This window comes from Vibrio marisflavi CECT 7928 (genome assembly GCF_921294215.1).
Taxonomy (GTDB): Bacteria; Pseudomonadota; Gammaproteobacteria; order Enterobacterales; family Vibrionaceae; genus Vibrio; species Vibrio marisflavi.
Genome location: NZ_CAKLDM010000001.1, coordinates 644,084 through 668,382, shown reverse-complemented (window position 1 = coordinate 668,382; position 24,299 = coordinate 644,084). Strand labels below are relative to the sequence as shown.

The 24,299-nt window shown below is 41.6% G+C and carries 24 protein-coding genes and 1 pseudogene; 20 read left to right on the top strand and 5 right to left on the bottom strand.

Annotated elements, in window-relative coordinates; translation table 11 throughout:
- Positions 1-228: 228 nt before the first annotated feature.
- The 3 genes from pyrB (at position 229) to L7A31_RS02955 (ending at position 2,456) form a co-directional block, all read left to right on the top strand.
- A complete protein-coding gene (gene pyrB, locus L7A31_RS02965; protein ID WP_237360013.1) occupies positions 229-1,158 on the top strand; it encodes an aspartate carbamoyltransferase in 930 nt (309 codons plus the stop codon).
- Positions 1,159-1,173: 15 nt separating this feature from the next.
- Positions 1,174-1,638 (top strand): aspartate carbamoyltransferase regulatory subunit, encoded by a 465-nt coding sequence (pyrI, locus tag L7A31_RS02960; RefSeq protein ID WP_237360012.1) that lies wholly within the window; start codon positions 1,174-1,176, stop codon positions 1,636-1,638.
- A gap of 299 nt (positions 1,639-1,937) precedes the next feature.
- On the top strand, positions 1,938-2,456 hold the full coding sequence (locus tag L7A31_RS02955; protein WP_237360011.1) for an arginine repressor: 519 nt from the start codon (positions 1,938-1,940) through the stop codon (positions 2,454-2,456).
- A 92-nt stretch (positions 2,457-2,548) separates the two neighbouring features.
- Here L7A31_RS02955 and L7A31_RS02950 read toward each other — a convergent pair whose 3' ends face one another.
- From L7A31_RS02950 to hisD, 5 genes are all read right to left on the bottom strand, one after another.
- Positions 2,549-3,565 carry an ester cyclase gene (locus L7A31_RS02950; protein WP_237360010.1) on the bottom strand — a complete coding sequence of 339 codons (1,017 nt, stop codon included), beginning with the start codon at positions 3,563-3,565 and terminating at the stop codon, positions 2,549-2,551.
- A 148-nt stretch (positions 3,566-3,713) separates the two neighbouring features.
- Complete coding sequence (locus L7A31_RS02945) at positions 3,714-4,427, bottom strand: alpha/beta fold hydrolase (protein ID WP_237360009.1); 714 nt, start codon at positions 4,425-4,427, stop codon at positions 3,714-3,716.
- Entirely contained in the window at positions 4,427-5,431 is a 1,005-nt protein-coding gene (locus tag L7A31_RS02940; protein ID WP_237360008.1) for a cupin domain-containing protein, read from the bottom strand. Before L7A31_RS02940 ends, L7A31_RS02945 begins: the two co-directional genes overlap by 1 nt.
- 55 nt (positions 5,432-5,486) lie before the next feature.
- The gene (locus L7A31_RS02935) at positions 5,487-6,221 is read right to left on the bottom strand and encodes an SDR family NAD(P)-dependent oxidoreductase (protein WP_237360007.1); all 735 of its coding nucleotides are present in this window, start codon (positions 6,219-6,221) and stop codon (positions 5,487-5,489) included.
- A complete protein-coding gene (gene hisD / locus L7A31_RS02930) occupies positions 6,214-7,518 on the bottom strand; it encodes a histidinol dehydrogenase (protein ID WP_237360006.1) in 1,305 nt (434 codons plus the stop codon). Before hisD ends, L7A31_RS02935 begins: the two co-directional genes overlap by 8 nt.
- 157 nt (positions 7,519-7,675) lie before the next feature.
- Between hisD and L7A31_RS02925 the strand changes: the two genes are divergently transcribed.
- The 17 genes and pseudogenes from L7A31_RS02925 (at position 7,676) to L7A31_RS02845 (ending at position 24,299) form a co-directional block, all read left to right on the top strand.
- Positions 7,676-8,419 carry an HpcH/HpaI aldolase family protein gene (locus tag L7A31_RS02925; RefSeq protein WP_237360005.1) on the top strand — a complete coding sequence of 248 codons (744 nt, stop codon included), beginning with the start codon at positions 7,676-7,678 and terminating at the stop codon, positions 8,417-8,419.
- A 41-nt stretch (positions 8,420-8,460) separates the two neighbouring features.
- Positions 8,461-9,423, top strand: coding sequence for a LacI family DNA-binding transcriptional regulator (locus L7A31_RS02920; protein WP_237360004.1), 963 nt, complete (start codon positions 8,461-8,463; stop codon positions 9,421-9,423).
- A 285-nt stretch (positions 9,424-9,708) separates the two neighbouring features.
- Positions 9,709-10,683, top strand: a complete 975-nt coding sequence (locus tag L7A31_RS02915) for a nuclear transport factor 2 family protein (RefSeq protein WP_237360003.1) — start codon at positions 9,709-9,711, stop codon at positions 10,681-10,683.
- A gap of 107 nt (positions 10,684-10,790) precedes the next feature.
- Positions 10,791-11,786: a nuclear transport factor 2 family protein gene (locus L7A31_RS02910; RefSeq protein ID WP_237360002.1), complete on the top strand. Its 996-nt coding sequence runs from the start codon at positions 10,791-10,793 to the stop codon at positions 11,784-11,786.
- Complete coding sequence (locus L7A31_RS02905) at positions 11,779-13,515, top strand: sodium:solute symporter family transporter (protein ID WP_237360001.1); 1,737 nt, start codon at positions 11,779-11,781, stop codon at positions 13,513-13,515. Before L7A31_RS02910 ends, L7A31_RS02905 begins: the two co-directional genes overlap by 8 nt.
- 212 nt (positions 13,516-13,727) lie before the next feature.
- Positions 13,728-14,315: a class I SAM-dependent methyltransferase gene (locus L7A31_RS02900; RefSeq protein ID WP_237360000.1), complete on the top strand. Its 588-nt coding sequence runs from the start codon at positions 13,728-13,730 to the stop codon at positions 14,313-14,315.
- 22 nt (positions 14,316-14,337) lie between these two features.
- A complete protein-coding gene (locus L7A31_RS02895; protein ID WP_237359999.1) occupies positions 14,338-17,259 on the top strand; it encodes a DEAD/DEAH box helicase family protein in 2,922 nt (973 codons plus the stop codon).
- A 615-nt stretch (positions 17,260-17,874) separates the two neighbouring features.
- Complete coding sequence (locus L7A31_RS02890; RefSeq protein ID WP_237359998.1) at positions 17,875-18,024, top strand: helix-turn-helix domain-containing protein; 150 nt, start codon at positions 17,875-17,877, stop codon at positions 18,022-18,024.
- A 208-nt stretch (positions 18,025-18,232) separates the two neighbouring features.
- Positions 18,233-19,009 carry a phosphotransferase family protein gene (locus L7A31_RS02885; protein WP_237359997.1) on the top strand — a complete coding sequence of 259 codons (777 nt, stop codon included), beginning with the start codon at positions 18,233-18,235 and terminating at the stop codon, positions 19,007-19,009.
- A 191-nt stretch (positions 19,010-19,200) separates the two neighbouring features.
- Positions 19,201-19,767, top strand: a pseudogene (locus tag L7A31_RS02880) (chloramphenicol phosphotransferase CPT family protein).
- Between the two features lie 176 nt (positions 19,768-19,943).
- Entirely contained in the window at positions 19,944-20,423 is a 480-nt protein-coding gene (locus tag L7A31_RS02875; RefSeq protein ID WP_237359996.1) for a GrpB family protein, read from the top strand.
- Positions 20,424-20,644: 221 nt separating this feature from the next.
- Entirely contained in the window at positions 20,645-21,217 is a 573-nt protein-coding gene (locus tag L7A31_RS02870) for a class I SAM-dependent methyltransferase (protein ID WP_237359995.1), read from the top strand.
- Between the two features lie 25 nt (positions 21,218-21,242).
- The gene (locus tag L7A31_RS02865; protein ID WP_237359994.1) at positions 21,243-21,836 is read left to right on the top strand and encodes a glutathione S-transferase family protein; all 594 of its coding nucleotides are present in this window, start codon (positions 21,243-21,245) and stop codon (positions 21,834-21,836) included.
- 68 nt (positions 21,837-21,904) lie between these two features.
- Positions 21,905-22,279: a nuclear transport factor 2 family protein gene (locus L7A31_RS02860; protein ID WP_237359993.1), complete on the top strand. Its 375-nt coding sequence runs from the start codon at positions 21,905-21,907 to the stop codon at positions 22,277-22,279.
- Between the two features lie 131 nt (positions 22,280-22,410).
- On the top strand, positions 22,411-22,902 hold the full coding sequence (locus L7A31_RS02855; RefSeq protein ID WP_237359992.1) for an HIT family protein: 492 nt from the start codon (positions 22,411-22,413) through the stop codon (positions 22,900-22,902).
- 22 nt (positions 22,903-22,924) lie between these two features.
- Entirely contained in the window at positions 22,925-23,428 is a 504-nt protein-coding gene (locus tag L7A31_RS02850) for a GNAT family N-acetyltransferase (protein ID WP_237359991.1), read from the top strand.
- Positions 23,429-23,519: 91 nt separating this feature from the next.
- Positions 23,520-24,299, top strand: a complete 780-nt coding sequence (locus tag L7A31_RS02845; RefSeq protein WP_237359990.1) for a carbon-nitrogen hydrolase family protein — start codon at positions 23,520-23,522, stop codon at positions 24,297-24,299.

Below are 24,299 nucleotides of genomic sequence, written 5' to 3'. Positions count from 1 at the left end.
TAAATGAATAATTTACATGATCTATTGCAAGGTTGATTTTTGTACGTATAATCTTTCGCAATTTATCAAAAGAGCAGAAAATCGACGACCTATGACGACATATTGCTACCCTATCAATCACACGACAACGGTAACCGTCCCATCGTTATTTTGCTTTTTTATTTATCGCCAAGCCTCCTATTTCAGGGGGCTTTTTTTTGTTCAAAATATACTGAGGAAAGACTCGCTATGACGCATTCGTTATTCAATAAGCACATTATCTCTATCCCAGAACTTAGTCGTACTGAGCTTGAGCATATTGTCGATACAGCCGCAAAACTAAAAGCCGAACCAAACCCAAACCTTCTTAAGAATAAAGTGGTGGCAAGCTGCTTTTTTGAGCCATCGACACGAACTCGACTATCTTTTGAAACTGCAATACAACGCTTGGGTGGCACAGTCATTGGCTTCGATAATGGCGGAAATACCTCCTTAGCTAAAAAAGGTGAAACACTTGCAGATTCAGTACAAGTAATATCTTCCTATGTCGACGCATTTGTCATGCGTCACCCACAAGAAGGAGCGGCACGCCTCGCCTCTGAATTTTCAAACGGAGTCCCTATCGTCAACGGTGGTGATGGAGCAAATCAACATCCGACTCAGACCCTACTAGATTTGTTTTCTATTTACGAAACGCAAGGCTCGCTAGACAACTTGAATGTCGCCTTAGTCGGAGACCTGAAATACGGTCGAACCGTACACTCTCTTACTCAAGCGCTAGCAAAATTCACCAACAATCGTTTCTACTTCATTGCGCCAGACGCTTTGGCAATGCCAGACTATATTTGTGAAGAATTGGAGCAAGCTGATATTCAATACAGCTTGCATTCAAGTATTGAACAAGTAGTGCCCGAACTAGACATTTTGTATATGACACGAGTACAAAAAGAGCGCTTTGACGAATCTGAATATGCCCACCTAAAGTCAGCTTTCATCCTAACGGCCAACACTTTAAAACAGGCGAGAAACAATCTCAAAGTGCTGCATCCACTACCCCGAGTAGATGAAATCACTACTGATGTGGATAGCACCCCTTTCGCCTACTATTTCGAACAAGCTCAAAATGGTGTCTATGCTCGCGAAGCTCTATTGGCCCTTGTCCTAAACAACAACTTATAAACTGGAGGATTCACCATGGTTAAGGAAACAAAACTGCAAGTAGAAGCAATCCGTAACGGCAGCGTTATCGATCATATCCCTGCAAACGTAGGCATCAAAATTCTCCAGCTGTTCAACATGCACAACATGAACGAGCGTATTACGATTGGCCTCAATCTACCTTCGGGAGCTTTGGGGCACAAAGACCTAATTAAAATAGAAAATATCTACCTAAATAAAGAACAAGCAAATCAGCTAGCTCTGTATGCGCCGCAAGCGACCGTTAATCAAATCGAGGAATATCGAGTCACCAATAAACTTGCGTTGGCATTACCCGACAATATCAAGCGCGTTTTTGAATGTCCGAACAGCAATTGTATTTCTCACGGTGAACCAGTAGAGAGCCAATTCCACGTGCAACAGAGACAGGAGCATGTAACGCTAAAATGCCACTATTGCGAAAAAGTATTCTCTCGTGACATCGTTACCGAGCACAAATAGACTTACATTTTGAAAGGCCAGTTTGCCCTGATCACACTAACGTACTGAATATTGTGATCAGGGCATTATTTAGAGCTATTTAATCCAGGATCCAAGAGATTTAAATCACATATTTATATTTCAAATGAAAACTAACCAATTGATATAACGAATATAATTTTAATGATCTCTCTCATAAATAGCATTTTTATTCGGTGGTATCCTTCCTTGAAAAATAAGCTACTAGAAAGTAGCAGCACTACATAATCATTCCACTATGTGAAACAAATAGTGATAAGAACATTAAGGATAGAAACCCTATGGCGTCAGATATTAAGGACTTGCCCTCAAACAAAAATGTTAACTACGATGCCCTTCAAGCAACCGATGAAAAGAAACTAACTGCTGTATGTAAACAACTACTGCTACAGCAAAGCTTTCCTACCCAAAAAGACTTAAGAGAAAAGCTAGTAGAGATCGGTTTCAAAGGAATAAGCCAATCAACCGTGTCTCGCCTACTGTGTCAGCTTGGCATCACCAAAGTGCAGAACTCTTGTGGTAAAAAGGTCTATTGTCGTACTGTTGAAAGTACTGCTGCGCGTCCTGCCTCATCTATTGCTTCTCAGATTGAGTTTATCACCCATAACCAATCCACTGTCATCGTTAAAACCCACCCTGGTAGTGCACAGTTAATAGCAAGGCTTATCGATACTGATCCTCACAGCGAAATACTAGGCACGGTCGGTGGTAATGATACGGTTCTCATTGTTCCTAAAGACACAAATAACATCGACATATGTGAGCAAGTGGTTAAGGAACGCCTAGGGGCAAACACTTAGGTAATTGGATAAAGATAAGGTCTGATTAATGACAAAGGTCCAGCTTTTGAGCTCGACCTTTGATCAAACTTAAGTACAAGTATCATAGATTGCTATTGAACTGCAGGGTTCATTATTTGCTGGGTTCGCTCAAACACATCTAGTCCCTGCTGTTTTAACCAATAAGGTATATCTATCAGCACCCAGTTCTCTGACAGTTTGTCTTCAGTACGATAATAAACATCAACTACCTGCATATCTGCTCGAACTTCTCCACCCGGCAAACCTAAAAAACCACCAATTGGCGTATTCGACAAGTTAGGCCAACCAAAGAAGCAAGCAAAGTTACCCTCTGCGAACCGGCAAACATGACCATTAAACTTTTTATCTTTTAGGTTGTTACGAAAAGGCAATTGGTGCTGAAGCTGATAGCGGGGAATCGTATATGATGCGCCTATTCCACATGGGCCGTACCAGATCATATCTTTCGACCAGCTTTTTTCCAGCACTTCTGGAGGACATCCCATAGCGCCACTGTCATTAAGTACACTCAAATCTTCGACCATCTTATTAACGAGGTTGAGTGTTACTTCTCCCTCTTCCTCTGGTGCATCTTCAAACAGTAACCCATCATGATCTCGTGGCCCCGGGTAAACAAAATGACGCCCAGTCGACGGAGGCAGTGGGTAGCACCCTGCTTGATCCATTACGCCAAGCAAATCCATGAAAAGACCAGATTTCGTGATTTTGCCATTCTCGACACAAGTAAACTCCGCGTATCGTATATTAACCATTTTACCTGTAGCTCGAATACCTAACCAATCCGCATCGAAAAGCCCCATGAAGTGCCCCATGCTCATCACCCATTGCTCTGCGCCAATCTCATTGGTCCCCGCAATGAAAATATCCTGCCTCCGCTGCATACGCGTCATTGAACTCATTAGCGGAACCCAAAATACCTCGGCTACTGCGTCTGCTCCTTTTTGCTCACGAAATGGATAGACACCAAACCAATTATAATCTTCACTCACATAGTCTTTAAGTACGCTCGCTACTGACTCAGGAGTCGCGCTTTCCAATGCTTCGAAATATTCACGGACAATGCGTTTTACTTGCTGATACTTACTCATCTTTAATCCTATATTTGCTCATTAGTGGAAGCTCAATTGATGGCCGGCTTTGTGCAGCCAATTTATATTCGTAAAAGCTCGGTGTGGATATTACAGCTTTGCACTATGTGACAATGTCACGGAGTTTAATATCCGTGACTCGTCCAGCCTAGAACACGATGTTTTGAATCCAACGATTAATTGCATCAGCAACGACTTTCGGTTTCTCTAACGTCGATAAATGACCACACTGCTCGATCACTACTAATGCGGAATTGGCTATCATCTCATCCATCAAAAGATGATTTTCAATCGGACACAATAAGTCATCACGACCACAAATAATTAGAGATGGCACAGAAATTTGGCTAAGTAACGGCTGAGCATCAGGACGCGTAGCAAGAGCCTGAGCATGGCTGGCAAACTTATCTACACCAATGTTTTCGGCCATTTGGCAAATATCGCCCGTCAGTGAAGTATCTGCTGCCCTCTCAGGGTGAATAAGAACGGGCAACAAATGATCTGGTGTTATAGAGCTGAACTGTCCTGAATGTGCCTTGGCAACCAACAGGTTTCGCTTGTCGGTTACCTCTTGCTTTTCATCCGCAGAGTTGGTGTCTAGCAAGATCATACCTTTTACTCTTTCTGGCGCTTGGCGATACACTTCAAAAGCTAGGATTCCACCCATAGATAAACCACCCAAAATAAAACTATCAGGCGCTGAATCTAAAATATCCTTTGCTAAGGCCGCCATTGAGTCTAAAGCTTGTAGCTCAGCACAGATCGGTTTTACACGCTCTAAAAGTAGACCATTCACTGGAGCAAATAATGTTTCATCGCATAATAGCCCGGGTAACCAGAGTAAAGGTATACTCGATGTCATCACAGAACCTCTGGCTTAGTTGGATTGTCACTTCCTAACACTTGATAGACAAAGCTATCACCACGGATATTTTCAAGGCTTATCGCAGCACCTTTTGGCACGTTGAAAACATCACCTGTTGTGAGTACGACTTGAGCAAGCTCCTCACCATCGAACACTTCAACTAAGGTATCTCCACTAAAGTTAATCAGTACTTGTTTTTCATCACGGCGATAGGACGGTAGTGTCGCACCATTGTTCAAAGCAAACGCGTGTATACTGACGTCATCTTCACTTTTCACTTGGAAATCATACTCAGAATTTGGGCTACCCGTTAAAGCAAACTGTTGGTAGTCGATACCAGAAAAGTCATTCACAACACTTTGATAGTCTGAATGCTTCACAACGTAAGGCAGCATTTGCTCGACAGTATAATTGTCAAAACTCTCCATATCCTTGCTAGTCAGCACTGGCATTAACTTTTCTTGGCTTGGTACTGAATCTCCAGACTGTGTATCCACCAAGCTTTTATCTTTGCATAAGTACAAACCATGTCCTTGGCTTTCTTCAATAACGCTAGGATGCCAAGTAACACCGCCGCCTGAATCATCACCGCCCAAAACGGAATACATAAACCCGTAGTCTCTGCCGACGACTTCAAAGCCTCTGAATAGATTGGTTGGAATGGAAATAATATCGCCTTTGCTCAATACCGCATCGTATTCGCCTTCGTTACCCCAATAAAGACGGAAGCTCCCTTTAAACACAATAAACAGCTCAGCCGTGGTGTGCGAATGCAAAGAGTTCTTTATGCCCGGAGGCTGACCAGCCGCACCAATATTAAACCCCGACGTTTCTCTGATATGTACATGCTGGCGGCTGCTCTCAGCGACACCTGCACCAATAATACAGAAGTTATCTTTCAAGTGGCTTCCGGGTGTACGTGCATCAATAAACGCTTGAGTTCCCGGAATTAGCTCCATATAACGCACCAATTGACTATTGATCTGTTGTTGTAAACTCATTCTAAATCCTTTTTATAGTTAACCTCAGCTTCAGATAAGCTAAGCCTGAGGTTACTTAATTACTCAGCGGCCTGCCGCCATCAACACTGATTGTTGTACCAGTGGAAAATGTTAAATGTTCCGCGGCCAATAACACCGCTTTCGCAACTTCATCAACGTCAGCGAGCCTTTGCAATGGAGTGGCTTGCTCTTGTTGATCTCGCCATTTATCGTCCAATCCTTTAACAAACTCCGTATCGATTAACCCGGGGGCAACAGATAACACTCTTACGTCAGGCGCGAGCGCTCTTGCTAATGAACAGGTCATATTCTCCAACGCAGCTTTACTAGCGCAATAGGCAATATTGCTACCCATCGCAGTCTTGGCAGCGATAGAAGTAATGTTGATGACACAACCTTTGTTCTTTTTTAGAGAAGGGAGAAATGAGCGAGTCATCGCAAACGGAGCTCGAACATTGACCGACAAGATTTTATCTATGACGCTATCTTCGAGAGCATCGAGGTCATGATGAGCGACAAACTGAGTCGTTCCTGCACAATTAACTAGAAGGTCGATATCAATATTGTCCTTACGAAGGTTAGCTTGCAGATCTTCGATTGCCTGTGTGTCTGCGACATTTAACTGATAACAAGCATGCTCTTCACCCACCAAGCTGTCTAAAATTTTTTCAGCCTTATCTTTGTTCGAGTGATAGGTAAAAATCACTTTATAATCATTGTTGGCAAGCATCGCACAAATAGCGGCCCCAAGGCCGCCACTTCCGCCTGTTACCAAGGCGTATTTACTCATTCAACAACTCCTCTTCTTCCATTGAGGAGTATCGACGAACCCGAATATCCGCCTGCTCTTTGTGACCAGCAAAACCTTCTAGTTCACACAAGCGAGAGCAATATTCACCGACGAATAGTGATGCCTTCGCCGTAACGCGTTGGTATGTACAAGTTTTAATAAACTTACCTACCCACAAGCCACCGGTATAACGTGCAGCTTTCTTCGTCGGCAAGGTATGGTTGGTACCAATACACTTGTCTCCGTATGACACGTTAGTTTCTTTGCCTAAGAACAAAGCGCCATAGTTAGACATATTGTCTAGGAAATATTGCGGATCTTCCGTCATGACTTGAACGTGCTCTGAAGCAATGTCATCTGCAACTTCCACCATTTCGTCATAACTGTCACAAACAATCACTTGGCCATAATCTTGCCATGCTTTGCCTGCTACTTCCGCTGTTGGCAAAATGGTAAGTTGGCGCTCAATTTCAGCAATCGTTTGTTCTGCAAACTGCTCTGAGTTAGTCAGTAATACCGCAGGTGAGTTGTAACCATGTTCCGCTTGGCCTAATAGATCTGCTGCCGCTAATTCAGGATCACAACCTTTATCATCGGCAATAACTAAGGTTTCTGTCGGGCCAGCAAACAGGTCAATACCTACACGACCAAATAGTTGACGTTTAGCCTCGGCTACAAATGCGTTTCCTGGACCAACAATCATATCAACAGGCTTGATCGTCTCAGTACCTAACGCCATTGCACCAACAGCTTGAACGCCACCAAAACAGTAGATTTCATCGGCACCAGCCATCGCCATTGCTGCGACAATTTCGGCATTCGGCTTTCCATTAAACGGTGGTGCACAAGCGATTACACGTTTGACGCCAGCAACTTTAGCCGTCAACACACTCATGTGAGCCGAAGCAACAAGTGGATATTTTCCACCGGGAACATAGCAACCGACACTGTCGACTGGGATGTTTTTGTGCCCTAGAACTACACCCGGTAGCGTTTCTACTTCTACGTCTTGCATCGAGTTGCGTTGGATTTGGGCAAAGTTTCTGACTTGCTCTTGAGCAAACTTAATATCATCAATTGTGGCAGCATCAAGGCTATCAATACATGCTTGGATCTGCTCTTCGGTGAGCCTAAATTGATCAGGTGACCAGTTATCGAATTTCTCAGACAGAGCTCTTACCGCTTCATCTCCTTGAGATTGGATATCGGCAAGTATCCCCTCAACTACGCCTCTTACTTTCGCATCATTCGATTCTGATACTTCTTCAGTGATCCCACGCTTTAGATAGGTAACCATTGATCGCTCTCCTTTTTGACTACGTATGCACTTTACTTCCAAAAAATAGTGATAAACCGAGTTAGCTATCACTAAAGATGATTCATAATTTGACTACGAATGCAAAATACCATAAACAGTTTATTAACATCGCGCAACAACTATTTAAGGAATCAACATGAATTTTGCAAAGCAGCTAGCTAAAGAACCTCTACTTGGGACATTTGTCAAAACTCCTCACCCTCATATTATTGAAGTTCTCCAATACTGTGATTTAGATTTTCTTATCCTTGATGCAGAGCATTCTCCTTTTGACCGTACTTCACTGGATCTATGCCTAATGGTCTCTAACATCCCAACATTGGTAAGAATCCCAGACAGTCAACCTTCCACTATCTTAAACTCACTAGATTGTGGGGCCACTGGCATATTGGTTCCACATGTATGTTCAGCAACACAAGCAGAAACAATTGTTGCGAAATGTCACTTTGGTGCCGGTGGACGCGGATACGCAGGCTCAACTCGCGCAGCCCAATACACACAAAAACTCATGCAAGAGCACCTTTCCGACAGTGCAAATCAAACCACGGTTGTTGTTCAAATAGAAGACATCGAAGGCGTAGACAATGTGTCAGACATTGCCGCAGTAAATGGTGTGGATGCCCTTTTCATCGGTCAAGTTGATCTAGCGGTTGCGTATGGAGAAAGCTCAGTAAATGGCGAATCAGTACGTGATGCTAGCCTAAAAATTATCGAAGTAGCAAAAAGTTATGACAAACCAGTCGGTATGTTTGTATCTGACGCAAAACAGATTGCCCATTGGCGAAAATTAGGTGTATCCTTTTTTGGTTTAGCGTCAGAGCATAAAATGATTATTGATGGATTCAAAAATCAGAGGACTCAGGTCGAGTCTAACGATTAGCATTGGAGGTCAGCATTAAAAGTAAAATAACATCGATAGATGTGGCGAAAGTTTTAGGGGTTTCACAATCTACCGTCTCTCGAGCGTTTAACCCAAAGGCCAGTATCAGCGAAAAAAAACGCCAGATGGTCATTGAAGCTGCAAACAAGTTAGGTTACACACCAAATGCTATCGCTCGCAGCCTCATTTCAAATCGCTCTGGCCTTATCGCAATAGCCCTAGATAGCGAAAGCAACCCAATGTACGACATGCTGGCACGCAAACTAACCAGCGTGATCCAGAAGCGAGGCTGCCAAGGCATACTATGCCCTATCGATGAAGACAATTTGGACCTCGCGATCTCCAGAGCGATAGAATATCAAGTCGACGGACTTATTATTGCTACCAGTCGCCTCTCTAGTAAAGCGGTAGCTCAATGCGACAAGTTTGGTGTCCATTTGAGCTTTATCAACCGTTATGTGGATGGGTTGACAGCGAACAGTGTTGGGTTAGACAACCTAGATGCGGGAAGACAAGCCGCACTTTTCTTGGCAAAGCAAAACTACTCAAAGATGGCATATGTAAGTGGCGATGCAGGGTCGATGACAAGTGAAGAACGATGGAAAGGTTTTTCTAAAGGGTTGAGTGAGTTAGGTCTCTCTCCACCTGATTTCGTCGAAGCTTGCTATAGCTTTGATTCCGGAGTTAAGGCAGCAAAGCATATAGTGAACAGAGTGCCGCATACTGAGGCAATATTTTGTGCCAATGACATTCTTGCCTTAGGCGTTATCGATGGCTTACGAGCATCTGGGAAACGGGTACCTGAAGATTTTGCTGTAATGGGAGTCGATGATATACAGATGTCTAGCTGGCCTGCATACAACCTAACAACCATACAACAGCCTATCGAACAAATATCAACCGTTGTCGTCGATGATTTACTGGAACGAATTCAAAATAATCAAACGACGGCGGGAAAATATTTAATGCAGAAAGGCAAGCTAATCGAGCGCTCTAGCTGCTAAAAACGCCCATTTGAATACGCCTCGTCTCGGGGCGTCTACTTATCAATTGATCGCTAATCCATGTTCGATTGACATTCTGCTTTCCCAGATTATTTTTCTCGCGCGATAGAATTTTTTTTAATGCAAGCACACATCAAGCTCTAAATTACATCCCCTGTTATCACACGCCAACTTTTGATACAAACCTGAAACATTTTGTTGACAAATAATAAACTCAATGTAATTTGAATACGTATCCAATTTTGAGCAATCTGTGTTTAAAACAAAAACGAAAGGAGGCTAACAATGGCCATGACCGGCTTTGACAAAAAGTGGCAAAACTTCCCCGACTACATATTGGGCATCACCAAAGAAATATGGGAAGACCGAGGACTGCGTACTCTAGACCACTATTATTCTCCAGATATTGTCGTTCGTACCCCAAGCTCCATTTCGCATGGAAATCAAAATGTTGTTAACGCAACCATGGCGACACTGGCAGAGTTCCCAGACAGAACCTTATTGGCTGAAGATGTTATCTGGTCTGGTACACCAGAAACTGGCATGCTCTCATCACACCGCATCATTTCTACCGCAACGCACATGAACTCTGGCGTTTACGGTCAAGCAAGCAATACCAAACTTCGCTATAGGATCATTGCTGACTGTCACGCAATCAATAACCAGATAAACGATGAGTGGCTAATTCGCGATCAAGCATCAATTGCTAGTCAAATTGGCATGACTTCTCGCGAATACGCTCAAGACCTAATCGAACAAGAAGGCGGAGTTGAACACAGTCCTTTCCCGTTCACAGCAAAGCAAGATGTTCAAGGGCCTTACGTGGGCGTTGGAAATGACAATGAGTGGGGCCAACAGTACGAGTCCATCTTGAACCAAATCATGAATGCTGAGTTTTCCGCTATACCGAAACAGTACGACCGAGCATGTATCGGTGAATATCCGGGTGGCAAGGGTGCTCTTTCCCACTCTGAAGTTGATCAATTCTGGATGCAGCTCCGTTCTGCTTTCCCAAATGCTAAGTTTACTGTTCATCATCGCATTGGAAGAGACGATTCGATGATGTCACCTAGAGCTGCGATTCGTTGGTCTATGGAAGGCAAACATGAAGGCTATGGACTATTTGGTAAGCCAACCAATGCTGAAGTTTATGTAATGGGAATCAGCCACGCAGAGTTTGGGCCTTGGGGCTTACGCCGAGAATTTACCCTTTTTGATGAAACAGCCGTTTGGAAACAGATATTGCTCCAACAAGGTTAAATCAACAACATTTCAGCCTGCACACTTCAGCTAACTCAACATAACAAAATAATAAATAACGAATAGTTAGCTGAGTAAATTCAACATCTAACGAAAGGAAGTGAAGCATGACACACAACATCGTTGAACAGTTTTACCGGGACTATTTTCGAGCACCAGAAAGCAGACAATTGGATGTCGCTCAAACAAAACTTAACCCTGACGTAAAATTTTGTGCTGCCCACCCCATCAATGATTTGTATGGCCCAGATAAATCCCACCAAGGTTTTCTTTCACCACTAAAGCATGCTCTACCAGACGTCGAGCGGCGCCCTCAAATTATCGTCGAAGGCGAGTATGATGGTCGATGTTGGTATAACTCGACCGGCTACTTTGTCGGTGTGTTTGAGAACGAACTATTTGGTATTCCACCAACAGGAAAAACCCTTTATCTACGCTATACCGAGATGGTTTGTGTAGAAGACGAACAAATTACCGAGTATTACCTGATTCCTGATTTTATTGATGCCATGGAGCAATCTGGCGTTAACCCACTTCGCAGCAGTCTCGGCCACTCAGGATTAGTGCCACCTCCGGCCACCTATGACGGAACGACTCAAAAGTCCTGCTGCCAAGAGTCAAGCAGTAAAAGCCTACATTTAGTCAAAGACATGTTGTCATGTTTGGGTCGTTTTGATGGTAAAGATCTTCTGTCCATGGACCTTGAAAATTACTGGCACTCCGATTTTATGTGGTACGGTCCAGCTGGCATTGGCACTACTCGTGGAATTAAAGGCTTTAGAAATCACCACCAAGCGCCATTTGTTTTTGCTTTCCCAGATAGAAGTGTTGATATTGAGCTGAATATTTTGGCTAAAAATGACTACGTATCCACTGGTGGATGGCCTCACATGCATGGCACTCACACTGGCAAAAGTGGATGGTTGGGTCTGGCTCCAACTGGCAAACACATTGAAATGCGAGTCATGGATATTTGGCGACGTGAAGGTGAATTGCTGAAAGAAAACTGGGTCGCTATTGATATTATTCATATTCTCCACCAGCTCGGATATGATGTCTTTGGCCAAATGAAAGAACAAATAGAGGGACCTACGTATGCATGATTTTGGCTTACTCAACTGGACAATTCTTGGTGGATATGTCGTTATTACCCTGATTCTTGGTGCTATTATCGGCAAAAAAGTCACCTCTTCAGCTCAGTTTGCACTTGGCGACAAGTCGATACCTTGGTGGGCAATTGGTATTTCTGTTGTGAGTACTTATGTAAGTGCGATGTCCTTTTTAGGTGGACCAGCTTGGTCATACACTGAAGGCTTATCTGTTCTGGCTATTCACCTTAACTACCCGCTTGTGATCTTTTTTATTGTCACCGTGTTCATGCCTTTCTTCTATAACAAAGGCCTAACATCAATTTACGAGTATCAAGAGCGCAGATTTGGTAAGGCATCAAGATTGACACTTTCGGTCATTTTCTTGATGAAGCAATCACTTAGCTCAGCTGCTGTGCTATATGCGACAGCGATTATTTTGGAGTTTATTACAGGCATAGATGTGGTGTACTGCATCATGATTGTGACTGCTATTGCTTTGATTTATACCGTAATGGGCGGAATTAACGCAGTCATCTGGACTGACGTGATTCAGGCATTGGTACTATTCGCAGGTGCATTCATCATCATCCAAGCTGTCTGGAGTGGTATTCCAGAGCCAATGACACAAGTGATGGCTGATATGAAAGCAAAAGGAATGACCAATGCACTAAAGACAAGCTTAGACCTTAGTCATGTTACTACTATCTGGGCTGGCGTTATCGCTATGACCATGTTCCACACAACAGTTTATGGTGGCAGCCAAATGATGGTGCAGCGCTGTATGGCAGCGAAAAGCATGGGTGATGCGAAAAAATCTATGTTGATGATGGGCTATGTCGCGTTCTTCATCTATTTCATTTTTATCTTCCTAGGTATTCTATTCAACTCCTATTATGACGGTAAGTCCTTTGACAATGGCAACACCATCATTTTGCACTTCGCAAGTGAATACGGTATGCCCGGCCTAATGGGTCTGATTGCTGCAGCTATTTTGGCTGCTAGTATGTCTAGCCTAGACTCCGCTTTCAATTCAATGGCAACAGTGTCTGTGGCAGACTTCTACAAACGCATCTTTAGACCGAATGAATCTGAGCATCACTACTTGATCGCGTCACGCGTATTTACGGTAAGTTGGGCGATTCTAGTGATTATTCCTGCCATCATGTTTGCTACAAGTACAGGCTCTGTGCTGGAAGTTCTTAGTAAAGCAGGCTCTTATTTTGTCGGTGCCACTTTCTGTATGTTTGTATTGGGCTTTTACTCAAAGCACATTACAGAAAAAGGACTTCTGATAGGTGTAGCAGCAAGCTTTCTATCAATCTGGTACACAGCAGTAGCGACTGACGTTTCATGGCCGTGGTATTGCGTCATTGGCGTCGTTGTTAACGCTGTTGTCGCATGGGTTACAAGCTTGATGCTTACTGGCAAGCAAACAGAGATGCACTTATACACGGTTAAAGGCCAGCAAGATGAATATGCACGCCTTAACAAGCCAATAAAAGAAGATGGCTGGTATGTAATTCCAGGAAAAATAGATAAAGCGAGTTACGGGTTACTTGTCATGTTTGTGCTTTCTATCTTGTTCCTTTACTTACTAAACTTATGGGCTGATGATTCGCAGATGCTGACTATTTTTGCCAAGGTATCCATGTGGCTAATTGTATCTGCAGCAGGCTTATATATGGTTAAGGAAATTTGGCAGGCTTTAAAAAGAAAGTCGAAGCTAAGCATCACTTCATAAATCCTAAAACACTCAAGGAGATTAGAATCTTAGAGGTTCCAATCTCCTTAGTCACTTAGCTAATCAGTGTATCAGTACCTAAGCCAAAGCAGCGTTATTTCTAATAAGCATTCCAATCGTTATAAATACTTTCCAACAGATATAATTTTTTATTGCTAGCTGCAAAACTACTGATAATATTTCATAGTTGTCACATTTATCTGTAAGTCACTATGAGCACCAGCTACTACGATCAAAACGCCTCTGAGTTTTTTAACACGACTGTCAGCGTTGATGTATCTCCCCTATACGAAAAGTTTATTCCGAATTTACCAACTAACGCTAATGTAATAGATGCAGGTTGTGGATCTGGTCGAGACACTTGTTTTTTTCTCTCTAAGGGTTTTAACGTCACTTCGTTCGATGCTAGTCATCAACTTTCAACTCTAGCCAATTGTCATACTCAGCATCCAATTATGTGTTGTACTTTCTTGGAGTTTTCTACAAAGCTGGATTCTCAAGATGGTATTTGGGCATGCGCTTCACTACTGCATGTACCCAAAAGTGAACTACGTGATACCGTCGCCCATTTAGCAAATTTCCTCAAAACTGGCGGCACATTCTATTGCTCTTTTAAATACGGTGACAATGAAGTTGAACGTAACGGACGACGTTTTACTAACCTAAATGAAAGGCTGCTCGAGTCTCTGATAGAATCTCTTCCACTAGAGATAAAAGAAACTTGGGTTACACAAGACTTACGCCCCGGCCGAGAAAGCGAAAAGTGGCTCAACGCACTGCTAACCAAAAATAACAGTTAGCAACAAGGGAATAGGATCACATATGCCACACCAGCCATTAGTTCTTGAGCACGACTTACTCACCATTGGCGACGGCGACCCGCTGCTACCCCAACTGTTGCACGCGATTAATCATGCGACTGAAATTGAAATTGCGGTGTCTTTCATTCAACCATCAGGGCTTGATCTGATTCTACCTGCAGTAATTGAAGCATTAGAACGCCAAGAAATACAAGGTTATCCGCTTAAGTTACGGATTTTAACATCAGATTACCTACACATTACTAACCCTATAGCACTACGCTCTTTAGTAGCACTTAATGGACTAAATGTAGAAGTAAAAATATTCGAAACCCACAACCATAGCTTCCATATGAAATCGTACATATTTGTACGCACAAACAAAAACAACACGTTTTTTCAGGGTTCCGCGTTTATCGGCTCCAACAATATAAGCAAAGCTGCCCTGACAAGCGCTCATGAGTGGTGCATTAGGTATGACTATCAAGAACCTAACACCTCAAAGGAAGCGAAACAATTTAATATTATTAGAGACAAATTCAACGATATTTTTCACCACCCAAGCGCGGCTGAACTTACTGATGAGTGGATTGACCACTATATAAAAATCCGCCAAAAGCCAAAACTTATTGCTGTTTCTGACAACAGCGTAATTGACGATGAACCTTTTACACCCAACTCTACACAAGTCGAGGCCTTAAAGCTGCTCGTGAGCACGCGTAATGAAGGAAACAAGAGAGGCTTGGTTGTCCTTGGTACCGGCATGGGTAAAACTTGGCTTTCCGCGTTTGATGCAAAGCAAATGAATGCCAAAAGAGTGTTATTCGTTGCCCATAGAGAAGAGATCCTCACTCAAGCATTCAATACCTATGCTAAATTATGGCCGGAAAAAACATCTGGCTACTATCACGGTAAAACTAAAGAACAACATAAAGACATGCTATTTGCGTCAGTACAAACGCTAGGGCGTGAAACACATCTAAGCAGATTTGAACCGACACACTTCGATTACATCGTCGTTGATGAATTTCACCATGCCAGCGCCAAGACCTACCGCAATGTAATCGACTACTTCACACCAAAGTTTTTGTTAGGATTAACCGCAACACCAGAGCGTACCGATCAAGCGAATATTCTGTCACTCTGCCATGATAATTTGGTTTTTGAACGCAACTTGGTTCATGGCATTGATCGCAAAATACTAGTTCCTTTTCACTACTTTGGTATCTGGGATGAGTATGTGAACTATGAAGAAATTCCTTGGCGCAATGGTAAATTCGATCCCGCAGCATTAGATGCGCAGTTTGCTACTCAAAAACGTGCAAAGCATATTTTTAAACATTGGCAGAAGCACCAACAAAGCCGAACATTAGCTTTTTGTATATCGCAAAAACATGCCGACTTCATGGCGGATGCTTTTAACATAGCGTTTAGGGCTCAAGGACTCAAGGCGGTTTCAGTACACAGTAATTCTGAGGTAAGAAGAAACGAAGCACTTAGCCAATTAGATAAAGGAGAAATACAGGTCATTTTCTCAATTGATCTTTTCAATGAGGGCACCGATCTACCTTCTATAGATACAGTTCTAATGATTCGCCCAACCGAATCGAATATTATTTTCCTACAACAGTTGGGACGAGGCTTACGCCTTCACGAAAATAAAAAGCATCTCGTTGTTTTAGACTTCATTGGCAATCACAAAAGCTTTTTGAATAAACAAGAAGTGCTTGGTATTCCGTTAAGCTCAACTGGCAAACCTAGCAGTAAAGCTTCAGAGGCAGCTCCCAAATTAGGAGAGGGTTGCCACGTCAATATTGACCCAAAAGCAACTGACTTTTGGCAGAAACTAGCCAACGAATATCGAAGTACAGCCCTAGAAGATTTTGCAAACCTAGAAGCACATCTAGGCCACAGACCAAGTGCGGCTGAGTTCTATCGCTCCAATTATCAGGACATTTCTAAAACAGGGCACAAAGTAAACAAGCAAAATAAAAGTTGGTTTGGGTTGGTTGCAAAGAAAGCCGATGAAGAATTACTGAAAGAGACAATATCTACGCACAACGACTTCCTATATAACGGAATACAAACCACCAGCATGACTAAGTCTTTCAAAGCAATTTTGTTGGAAGCATTTTTAGAACTTGATGGCTTTCGATTTCCGCCACCAATAGAAAAATTAGCTGAAAAAAGCTGGTATGTATTATCTGCTTACCCTTACCTTAAAGAAACGGAACTGCCATCAAAGGAACAGACACTTACAGCAACAGATAAAAAGTGGGTTACCTATTGGCGCGGGAATCCAATAAGAGCATTCTCGACCGCAAATAAAAGTAGTAATTCAACTTGGTTCGTTGTAGAAAATGGCAGGTTCAAAGCTAACTTTGAACTAGACGAAACACATATTGAAACACTGCATGACTTAGTAAAAGAGCTGGTCGATTTCCGCCTAGCACAATACACCGACAGAAAACAAAGCAGTAAAACAAGTAAAACCAAAGAAGAGCAAGTGGATAATCTTGGCAACACAACTGATAACATCGTTCAACTGCCCTATTATCCAAATATAAAAATTGCTTGTGGGCACTTTAAAACTGGTCACCATGACAGTTGTGAAATGATGGAAGTTGACATACATAATGTCGTTCCAGAAAAGCACTTCTTAGCCAGAGCCTCTGGTAACTCTATGAACGGCGGAAAAAATCCGATTCACGACGGTGACCTATTGCTTCTTGAGGCGGTCACACCTACCAGTGCTGGCTCCATCACAGGCAATACAATGGCTATTGAAATGCAGGATGAAAGTGGCGATAACCAATACTTACTGCGCGTCGTTGAAAAGAAAGATGGTAACTATTGGCTAAAAGCAAGAAATCCAGATTACAAAACCATCCCTACCAACGAATCGATGCGAACATTTGCTAGATTGAAACAAGTTTTGAAATAGAGTGCGAAAGAATCTCTACGAATAGGTAGGGATTTTTATCTGCATTGCACTATACGCTTCATATAGTTATTGGGGTTTGTAATATGTCATTCAAAGAAATTCTAGGTTTTATACTTACATTTTGCACTTTTATCTTTGGTGTTTGTATAGTTTTGGGTCCAATTGTTCTTAGTCAATATAAAAAAGATAATTTAACTACCTTTGACCGAATCGATAATTTCTTTCTATTCTTTAAGACAAAGGATATGTTCACACTCAGAGGACAGAAGTTGCAGGTCGTGTTAAGAAGAACTTTTGTTACATCAGTTGTCTTTGGGCTAACCGCTTTCATTCTCTTGGCTACGTTTTACTCACAGAGTTAGGTGGCCAGCTAAATTAAAATCATATGGCAATCGATTCTACAGGATTAAGTATAGTTGATGGTATGACTTTAATAGCCATACCTCTAATAATTGACCTAATTATTAGTCGGTACAAAAAATATAAAGTCTACTTGGGAGCGTATTGATAAAGCTTCAATTATATTTTCTCGTAGCGTTTAGCAGTCCGAGAAAGGCGTTCGGATACAAAAAGTATGTAGAAAGATAATGCTAATTGGGTTACTAATTTTCCGGAGTGACTCTTGGCATTAATCGTGGAACAATTACTCGCCTATACAATGAAACCGCAACTCGAGTAGAAACAGACGTGATAGAAACACTTTGTCGCTACTTGGACATTGAAGTTGGTGACCTATTTGAAGTAATCGAAACTACGAAGGATTGATAATCGAAGGACTAAGCTGGCGCCGATAACGATAGAGCCTCAACACTTCTGTTGCGTGTTGGTAAATCAAACTAGCACGTTTATCCCCCCTTTTCTAACTAGCTTCAAAGTATAACACACTTCTGCCTTTAGCCAGTTGCCCTATATTTCCTAATCAATATATGGTGACAATGTACTGGAAATATTTGATTGTCCTGTGAGGTTAGCGATGCCACTTCAAGATTTATCAAAGATGGGCGTTTCAAGGGTCTTATTGCAAGAATATGAAGGGAATTTATGTATCAATAAGCAAGAAGCATCTGCTGTTGAGATTGGCTTTTATCAATTTTCAGCGCCCAAGCTAAAAGGCGTAAATACCCCTAAGTTAATCAGGTTAAACGGAAATAACCTATATATTGAATACATTCCTAATAAGATTACGTTAGATAAACTGAACAAGTGTGATGATACTTTTAGACAGCTAGCGCACCTCCATCAGTCAAAATATACACCACCATTTGCCGTGAAAAAACATGAGTGGACACTGGAAGCCACGGAGTCAGCTTTACAGAGCTTGAACTTGCCTAGTGTTACTAATGATTCAATTTATACTATTCAAGCTTCTTCAACTGAGTTGTTTGTTAGCCACTGTTTGATTTCTGGTGATAGCAATGACGGCAATTGGGGAGTGAGAGACAACGGGGAACTAGTGCTATTCGATTGGGAGCGCTTTGGTTATGGTAGTCCTGCGATTGATTTGGCTCCTTTAGTTCGAGGTTTAGGTAGTGTTAGTAGCTATCGAAAAGTTGTAGAAAAGTACTCTTGCTTTAACCCAACGTTTTCTTCAGAGATACTAAGAAAGCACTTAATCATCGCAAAGGTCTGGATATTAATTGAAGTGACTAATATTTTGATTAGTAGAAATAAACAAGATGCTCCACTGTATTTAAACTGGTTTAATGAAAATGCACCATCATGGCTAGATGTAATAGAAAAAGAGCTTTAGCTTGGTGCTCAGATTAAACGGTATCATATTGCAATTCTGGTTAGCCCTACATTAGTTAAGTTGGTTATGCCCCAAATGCGCCAGCGTAACAATTTTCAGAAAAGTGACGTCTGTGATTTTCCCTACTGAGTCTCATGTGTAACCTATGCTTGGTATGATAATTAATTCTAATTTTTGGAGATGAAACAGAGTTGGACATAATCTTCCTTAATGGAGCAAGCAGTTCAGGTAAAAGTTCTATTGCAAAGCAACTTCAAATGATTCTCGGTGAAAACTATCTACATTTAGGCATTGATACTTTTATCTCAATAATGCCAGAAAGGTGTAATCGTTTGACCGATACAGATGTTGTTGCTGAAGGCTTTTATTGGGTGACACAAAACCTCAATGGCAAACAAGAACTGAGAATTCAAAGTGGGGATTACGGTAAACGTGTAAACCACGCGTATAGAACAACAGTCAAACATTTTGCGGATTTAGGTCTTAGAGTAATTGTTGACGATGTTATGGACGGAAGATTAGAACAAAGGCTGTAGGAAGGTGCTTTGGGTGAGTCCAAATGCTTATTCGTCAAAGTTGAGTGTGATGTTACCGTTCTCGAAGAGCGTGAACGCGATAGGAGTGATCGTATAAATGGATCTGCGCGTGAACAATCGGGAAGAGTACATAATGATGTCGTATACGATTTTGCTGTAGATACCACAACAATGTCAGCGGAAGCCTGTGCTGAAGCAATTGCAAGCCAACTTCAAAGGTGATTTAGCTTTAAGTCTTTGCACAAGATTGAGTTGTTAGGTCGAACTAAAACGAATTTGCCCCTTTTTCATTCAGTATTCGTCCTACATCTCAGTCCAAACGCTAAAGCTTGCTATACAAAAACTAATTTCAGAAACTGCTTTTTATCCCAAAAGCCAACGTTAAATTGGAGCATATATTGAAGTTTTATTGTGCCGATGCTTATCAAGACAAATGTCAAAAGTTGTTCGAGCTATATTCTTATATAATACGAGATTTGGCACCTACAGCTAATATTGAGCATATCGGCTCTTCTTCTATACCACACGCAATTTCTAAAGGTGATTTGGACATATTCGTAGGAGTAAGCCCAGAAATTTTTGAGTCGACAATTACATCTCTCGTACAACTCGATTTTAGAGAGAAATTAGATACTTTACGAACTAATGAGCTATGTATGTTGGAGAAGGTAGGAGAAAGTGGTATCGCCATTCAAATTGTCGCAAATGGTTCTGAGTATGAGGACTTCTTAACTTTTAGAGATCAGCTGCGCAAACATATAACTTTAGTAAGACAATACAATAACCTTAAACGCGCTTGTAGAGGCCTGAAACACACAGAGTATCGTAAAAAGAAATCTTTATTTATAGAGCGAGTTTTAAAGCGCGCAAAAGTATGAATACTAAAAGGTAGAGTTGCTCTTGTTCTTCTGAACAAGCTGAGAGTCAGAAAAGTTGGTATGTAGGCAATAGAGTTGGCTAAATTTTATTTACGGGTTTAGCATTTGTTGGGATATTTCTATATTATTTAATACGTTAGACTTACAATCTATGGCTAGACATGCCTAAGAAAATCAAACCTACATATCACTAACAATATAATTTGCTTTAAGGAGTAAGCGTGAGTGAATGGGATTCAGTAGCAAGTCAAGTTAGCTTCAACCTAGAAATATCAGCAAATGCCTTCGTAGCCACTGTACCAATTGAGGCTAAGGTCTTAGATTTTGGGTGTGGCTACGGTCGTATAACACACCAGATTTCTGAGCTCGGTTACAATAAAGTAATTGGTATTGACTCTTTGAAAGAAATGATTAATCGAGGTTTAGGTGAATATCCCGAGCTTGATTTGCGACACTTTTCAACTGATGTTTTGCCTTTCTCTGATAATGAGTTTGATTCGATAATCACGTGTGCTGTATTTACCTGCATACCGAACAAAAGTTCTCGAGAGCAAGTGCTGAGTGAACTACGGCGCGTACTCAAACCCAATGGTGTTATTTATTTAGCCGAGTTCTGTTCCGATGTAAGCCTTCATTTTGTATCGGGTACAGGTGTTTCAATGTGGCATAGTAAAAAAGTTGAGCTCGAAGAGCTGCTAGAAGATTTTAGCATTGAGAGCTCAACGTTAGTTGATACACCAACTATGTCAGGTCATAAAAGCAAAGCTAGTCATATAATTGCTAGAAAAATATAACAGCGCAGTGTCGTTTGGAGGGGGTATGGATGTTTTACTGTATAGCACGAAAGGTTCCAACAGTTCTGAAAGGGTTGAGTGGACGCTTAATTTCAAGCGTGTACCGTACAATCGAATTGAGGTTAGCTCCGAAGAGCTTACGACAACATATCTAGACATAAACCCTTTCGGTTATGTTCCATCACTTGCTGTTGGTGGTTCTGTAATTACTGAATCAATGGCGATTATAGAATACCTTGAAGAACGGTTCCCAAACCCAACATTGTTGGGTAGAGACCTTATCGAAAGAGCTCACATTCGTAGAGTGTGTGAATACGTAAATTCCAGTATTCACTCTCCTCAAAACAGAACGGTACTTCGGTTCTTACGTCCAGAATTAGATGAAGCATCAAAACGTGACCTGCGCGGTGAGTGGATTTTGCAGTGTTTAGAAAAACTACGTATATCTATTTGTATAGACTCTGGGTATGCCGTAGGCAAAGAGTTTAGCCTAGCAGACATATTTGTAGCATCGATTTATAAAAAAGCTTTGCAACATGGTTGTACAGAGAGTCAGTTTTACAATAAACATCTGAGCTATATTCGAGGAAATAGAAGCGTCCTCGTTTCTGAACCCTAAGAACGTTGGATGATGGACTAAGCTAGAGTTGCCTAAATCAAGCGAAACTAAAAATAGTTGAGGGTTAAGTGAATATACTAATTGAACAAGAGAAAGCACTTCATCAACACGAAACGCGCCAAAGCCCTACTGAAACTACAAGACTGTTACACCCAACGTTTAGAGAAGTTGGTCGTTCCGGCGATAGCTACTCTTATAGCAGCATTATTAAGATGATGGAGTCAGAAGAGCCGAGTAGTGGTTATCTCCACTCCCAAGATTACCAGTGTATTAAGCTTGAACAAACTGTCTATTTGATACTTTATAAATCGGCATGGGTTTCTGATGAAGGGTCTATAAGTGGCTTTGCCAAGCGTTCATCTATATGGATTCATGAAGAAGACAAATGGCAAATGAAGTACCACCAAGGCACTCCATGTCGATCGTTTGAGTTAAAAAATTGAACTGAGCCTGTCTCTTATTAATAGTGTTGATACGCTTTTTCGGAACTGAACTAGTCTGGCGCCATTGAGCTTATGATGTAGGAAAGTTTAACCTAAAAGTAAATCAGGCTTCATGACCAATGGAGAAACAAATGATTCCTTCCGAGTTAGTAGTTTTTGAAAATGATCATTGGATCGTTAATCACAGAATGAATTCTACATATGCAGGGTACTTAATGGTTGCATCTAAGTCTGAAGTAAGCGAGTTGTCAGCATTGTGTCCCAACTCATTATCCTCTTTAGGTTTAGTTCTTGCGGAAGTCGAAAGGTTACTTAATAGAACGTTTGCGCCTCAAAAAGTAATTTTCTCGAAACTAGGATTCTCTAAGGGCTTCAACTGCCACTTTCACGCTGTACCAATTAGTGAAGCTTTAATTAGTGAAATCCGGCAGCATGGAAGTTATACAGATGAGCCAGATGGAAACGATGTAATGTTGTTTATTAATCGTGAATACTGTGAGAACCAAGATCCAGAAATCGTTAAGGAAGTTGTGAGCGAATCAGTCGCGAGAATTCGAAAAATCATTGACCACACTAGAGATAGGTTGTGTCTCGACGCTTTTTGTAAGTTTACACAGCGATGAGTTAAATACATGGAGGAACCCAGTGATTACAACCGAGCGCTTAGAGCTGAGGAAGTTTGATTCCAAAGATCGAAAAGAGGTCACTAGTTTATTAAAAGATAAAGATTTTATGGCTTATTCACCTACTGGTGCAATGTCAGAAAAGCAAGCAGAAGATCGTTTTGAAGAGCTTGTTAGTGCGTTTCAATACAGGGATATAGGAAAGTTTTGTGTTGTAGAACGAACGACTGGTCAACTAATAGGTTACTGTGGGTTAGAGTCATTTGATTATAAAGGCGAAACCGTGGTTGAGCTTGGATATCGCCTTAGGGTTTCAGCTAGAGGCAAAGGATATGCGTTCGAAGCGAGCTCTGCCGTTTTATCTTGGGCAAGTCAAATTGGTTATATGAAAGCTTTCGCTATATCTGAGCCTGAAAATCGCCCATCTCGATATATACTCTCAAAACTTGGGTTCAAAGTTTGTGGTGAAGGCTTATATCAAGATATGCCAGTGAAGTTCTTTGAAAAATGTATAGCGCATAAATGAAGTCTCAAGGTGTTTTTCTAGAACTCGGGGGCGTTTGATGCTATTCAGCTAACACTCGTTTGTACGATAACCAAGATGAGAGTATTAATAAATGAAATTTGCTTTGTTACAGTTTCCTATAAGCACTCAACCATCCCAAAATTATCAAACGATTAAGAAGGCGATATGTGAAGCTAGCGAAAATGGTGCTCAGGTTCTCGTGACACAAGAGTGTGCCTTTTCAGGTTATCCTCCGGTAGAAATTAGCTCTATTGCCGATATCGATTTCGAAACACAAGAAATTGCTTTTAATGAGATTGTTGATCTTGTGAAAGCAAAGCAGATTTACCTTTTCCTAGGTTATATTCGTAGGTGCGGTGAAAAGCCAGCCAATTCTATTGCTATCGTTAAACCGTCAGGTGAAGTGCATTACTATGATAAAAGAGCATTATGGGGTTGGGACGCTGATAATTTCACTGTAGATAGTGACTTTAATGGAGTCGTTGATATTCAAGGTGTAAGGGTAGGTGTTCGAGTTTGCTACGAAATTCGATTTCCAGAATACTTCCGAGAACTCTACAAAGAGAAAGTGGATGTCGCTGTTGTCAGTCTTTGCGATATTCAAAACGAACCTGATGAGAACCGCTTCTCAATAATCAAGTCTCACCTCCTATCTCGCGCAATTGAAAATGTATTTACCGTTCTTTCGGTTAACTCTTCAACCTTCGAGCAAACTGCACCCACTAGCGTTATTGACCAGCACGGAAATACCATAGTGCAAGCTGAGCGAAATAGTGAGTCGATAACCTATTATGTTTATAAAAAACTTGAGCACGGTTTTGGGGCCAAGGGGCTTATCAAATACACCAATGAGCTTCTAGGTGTATCGTAA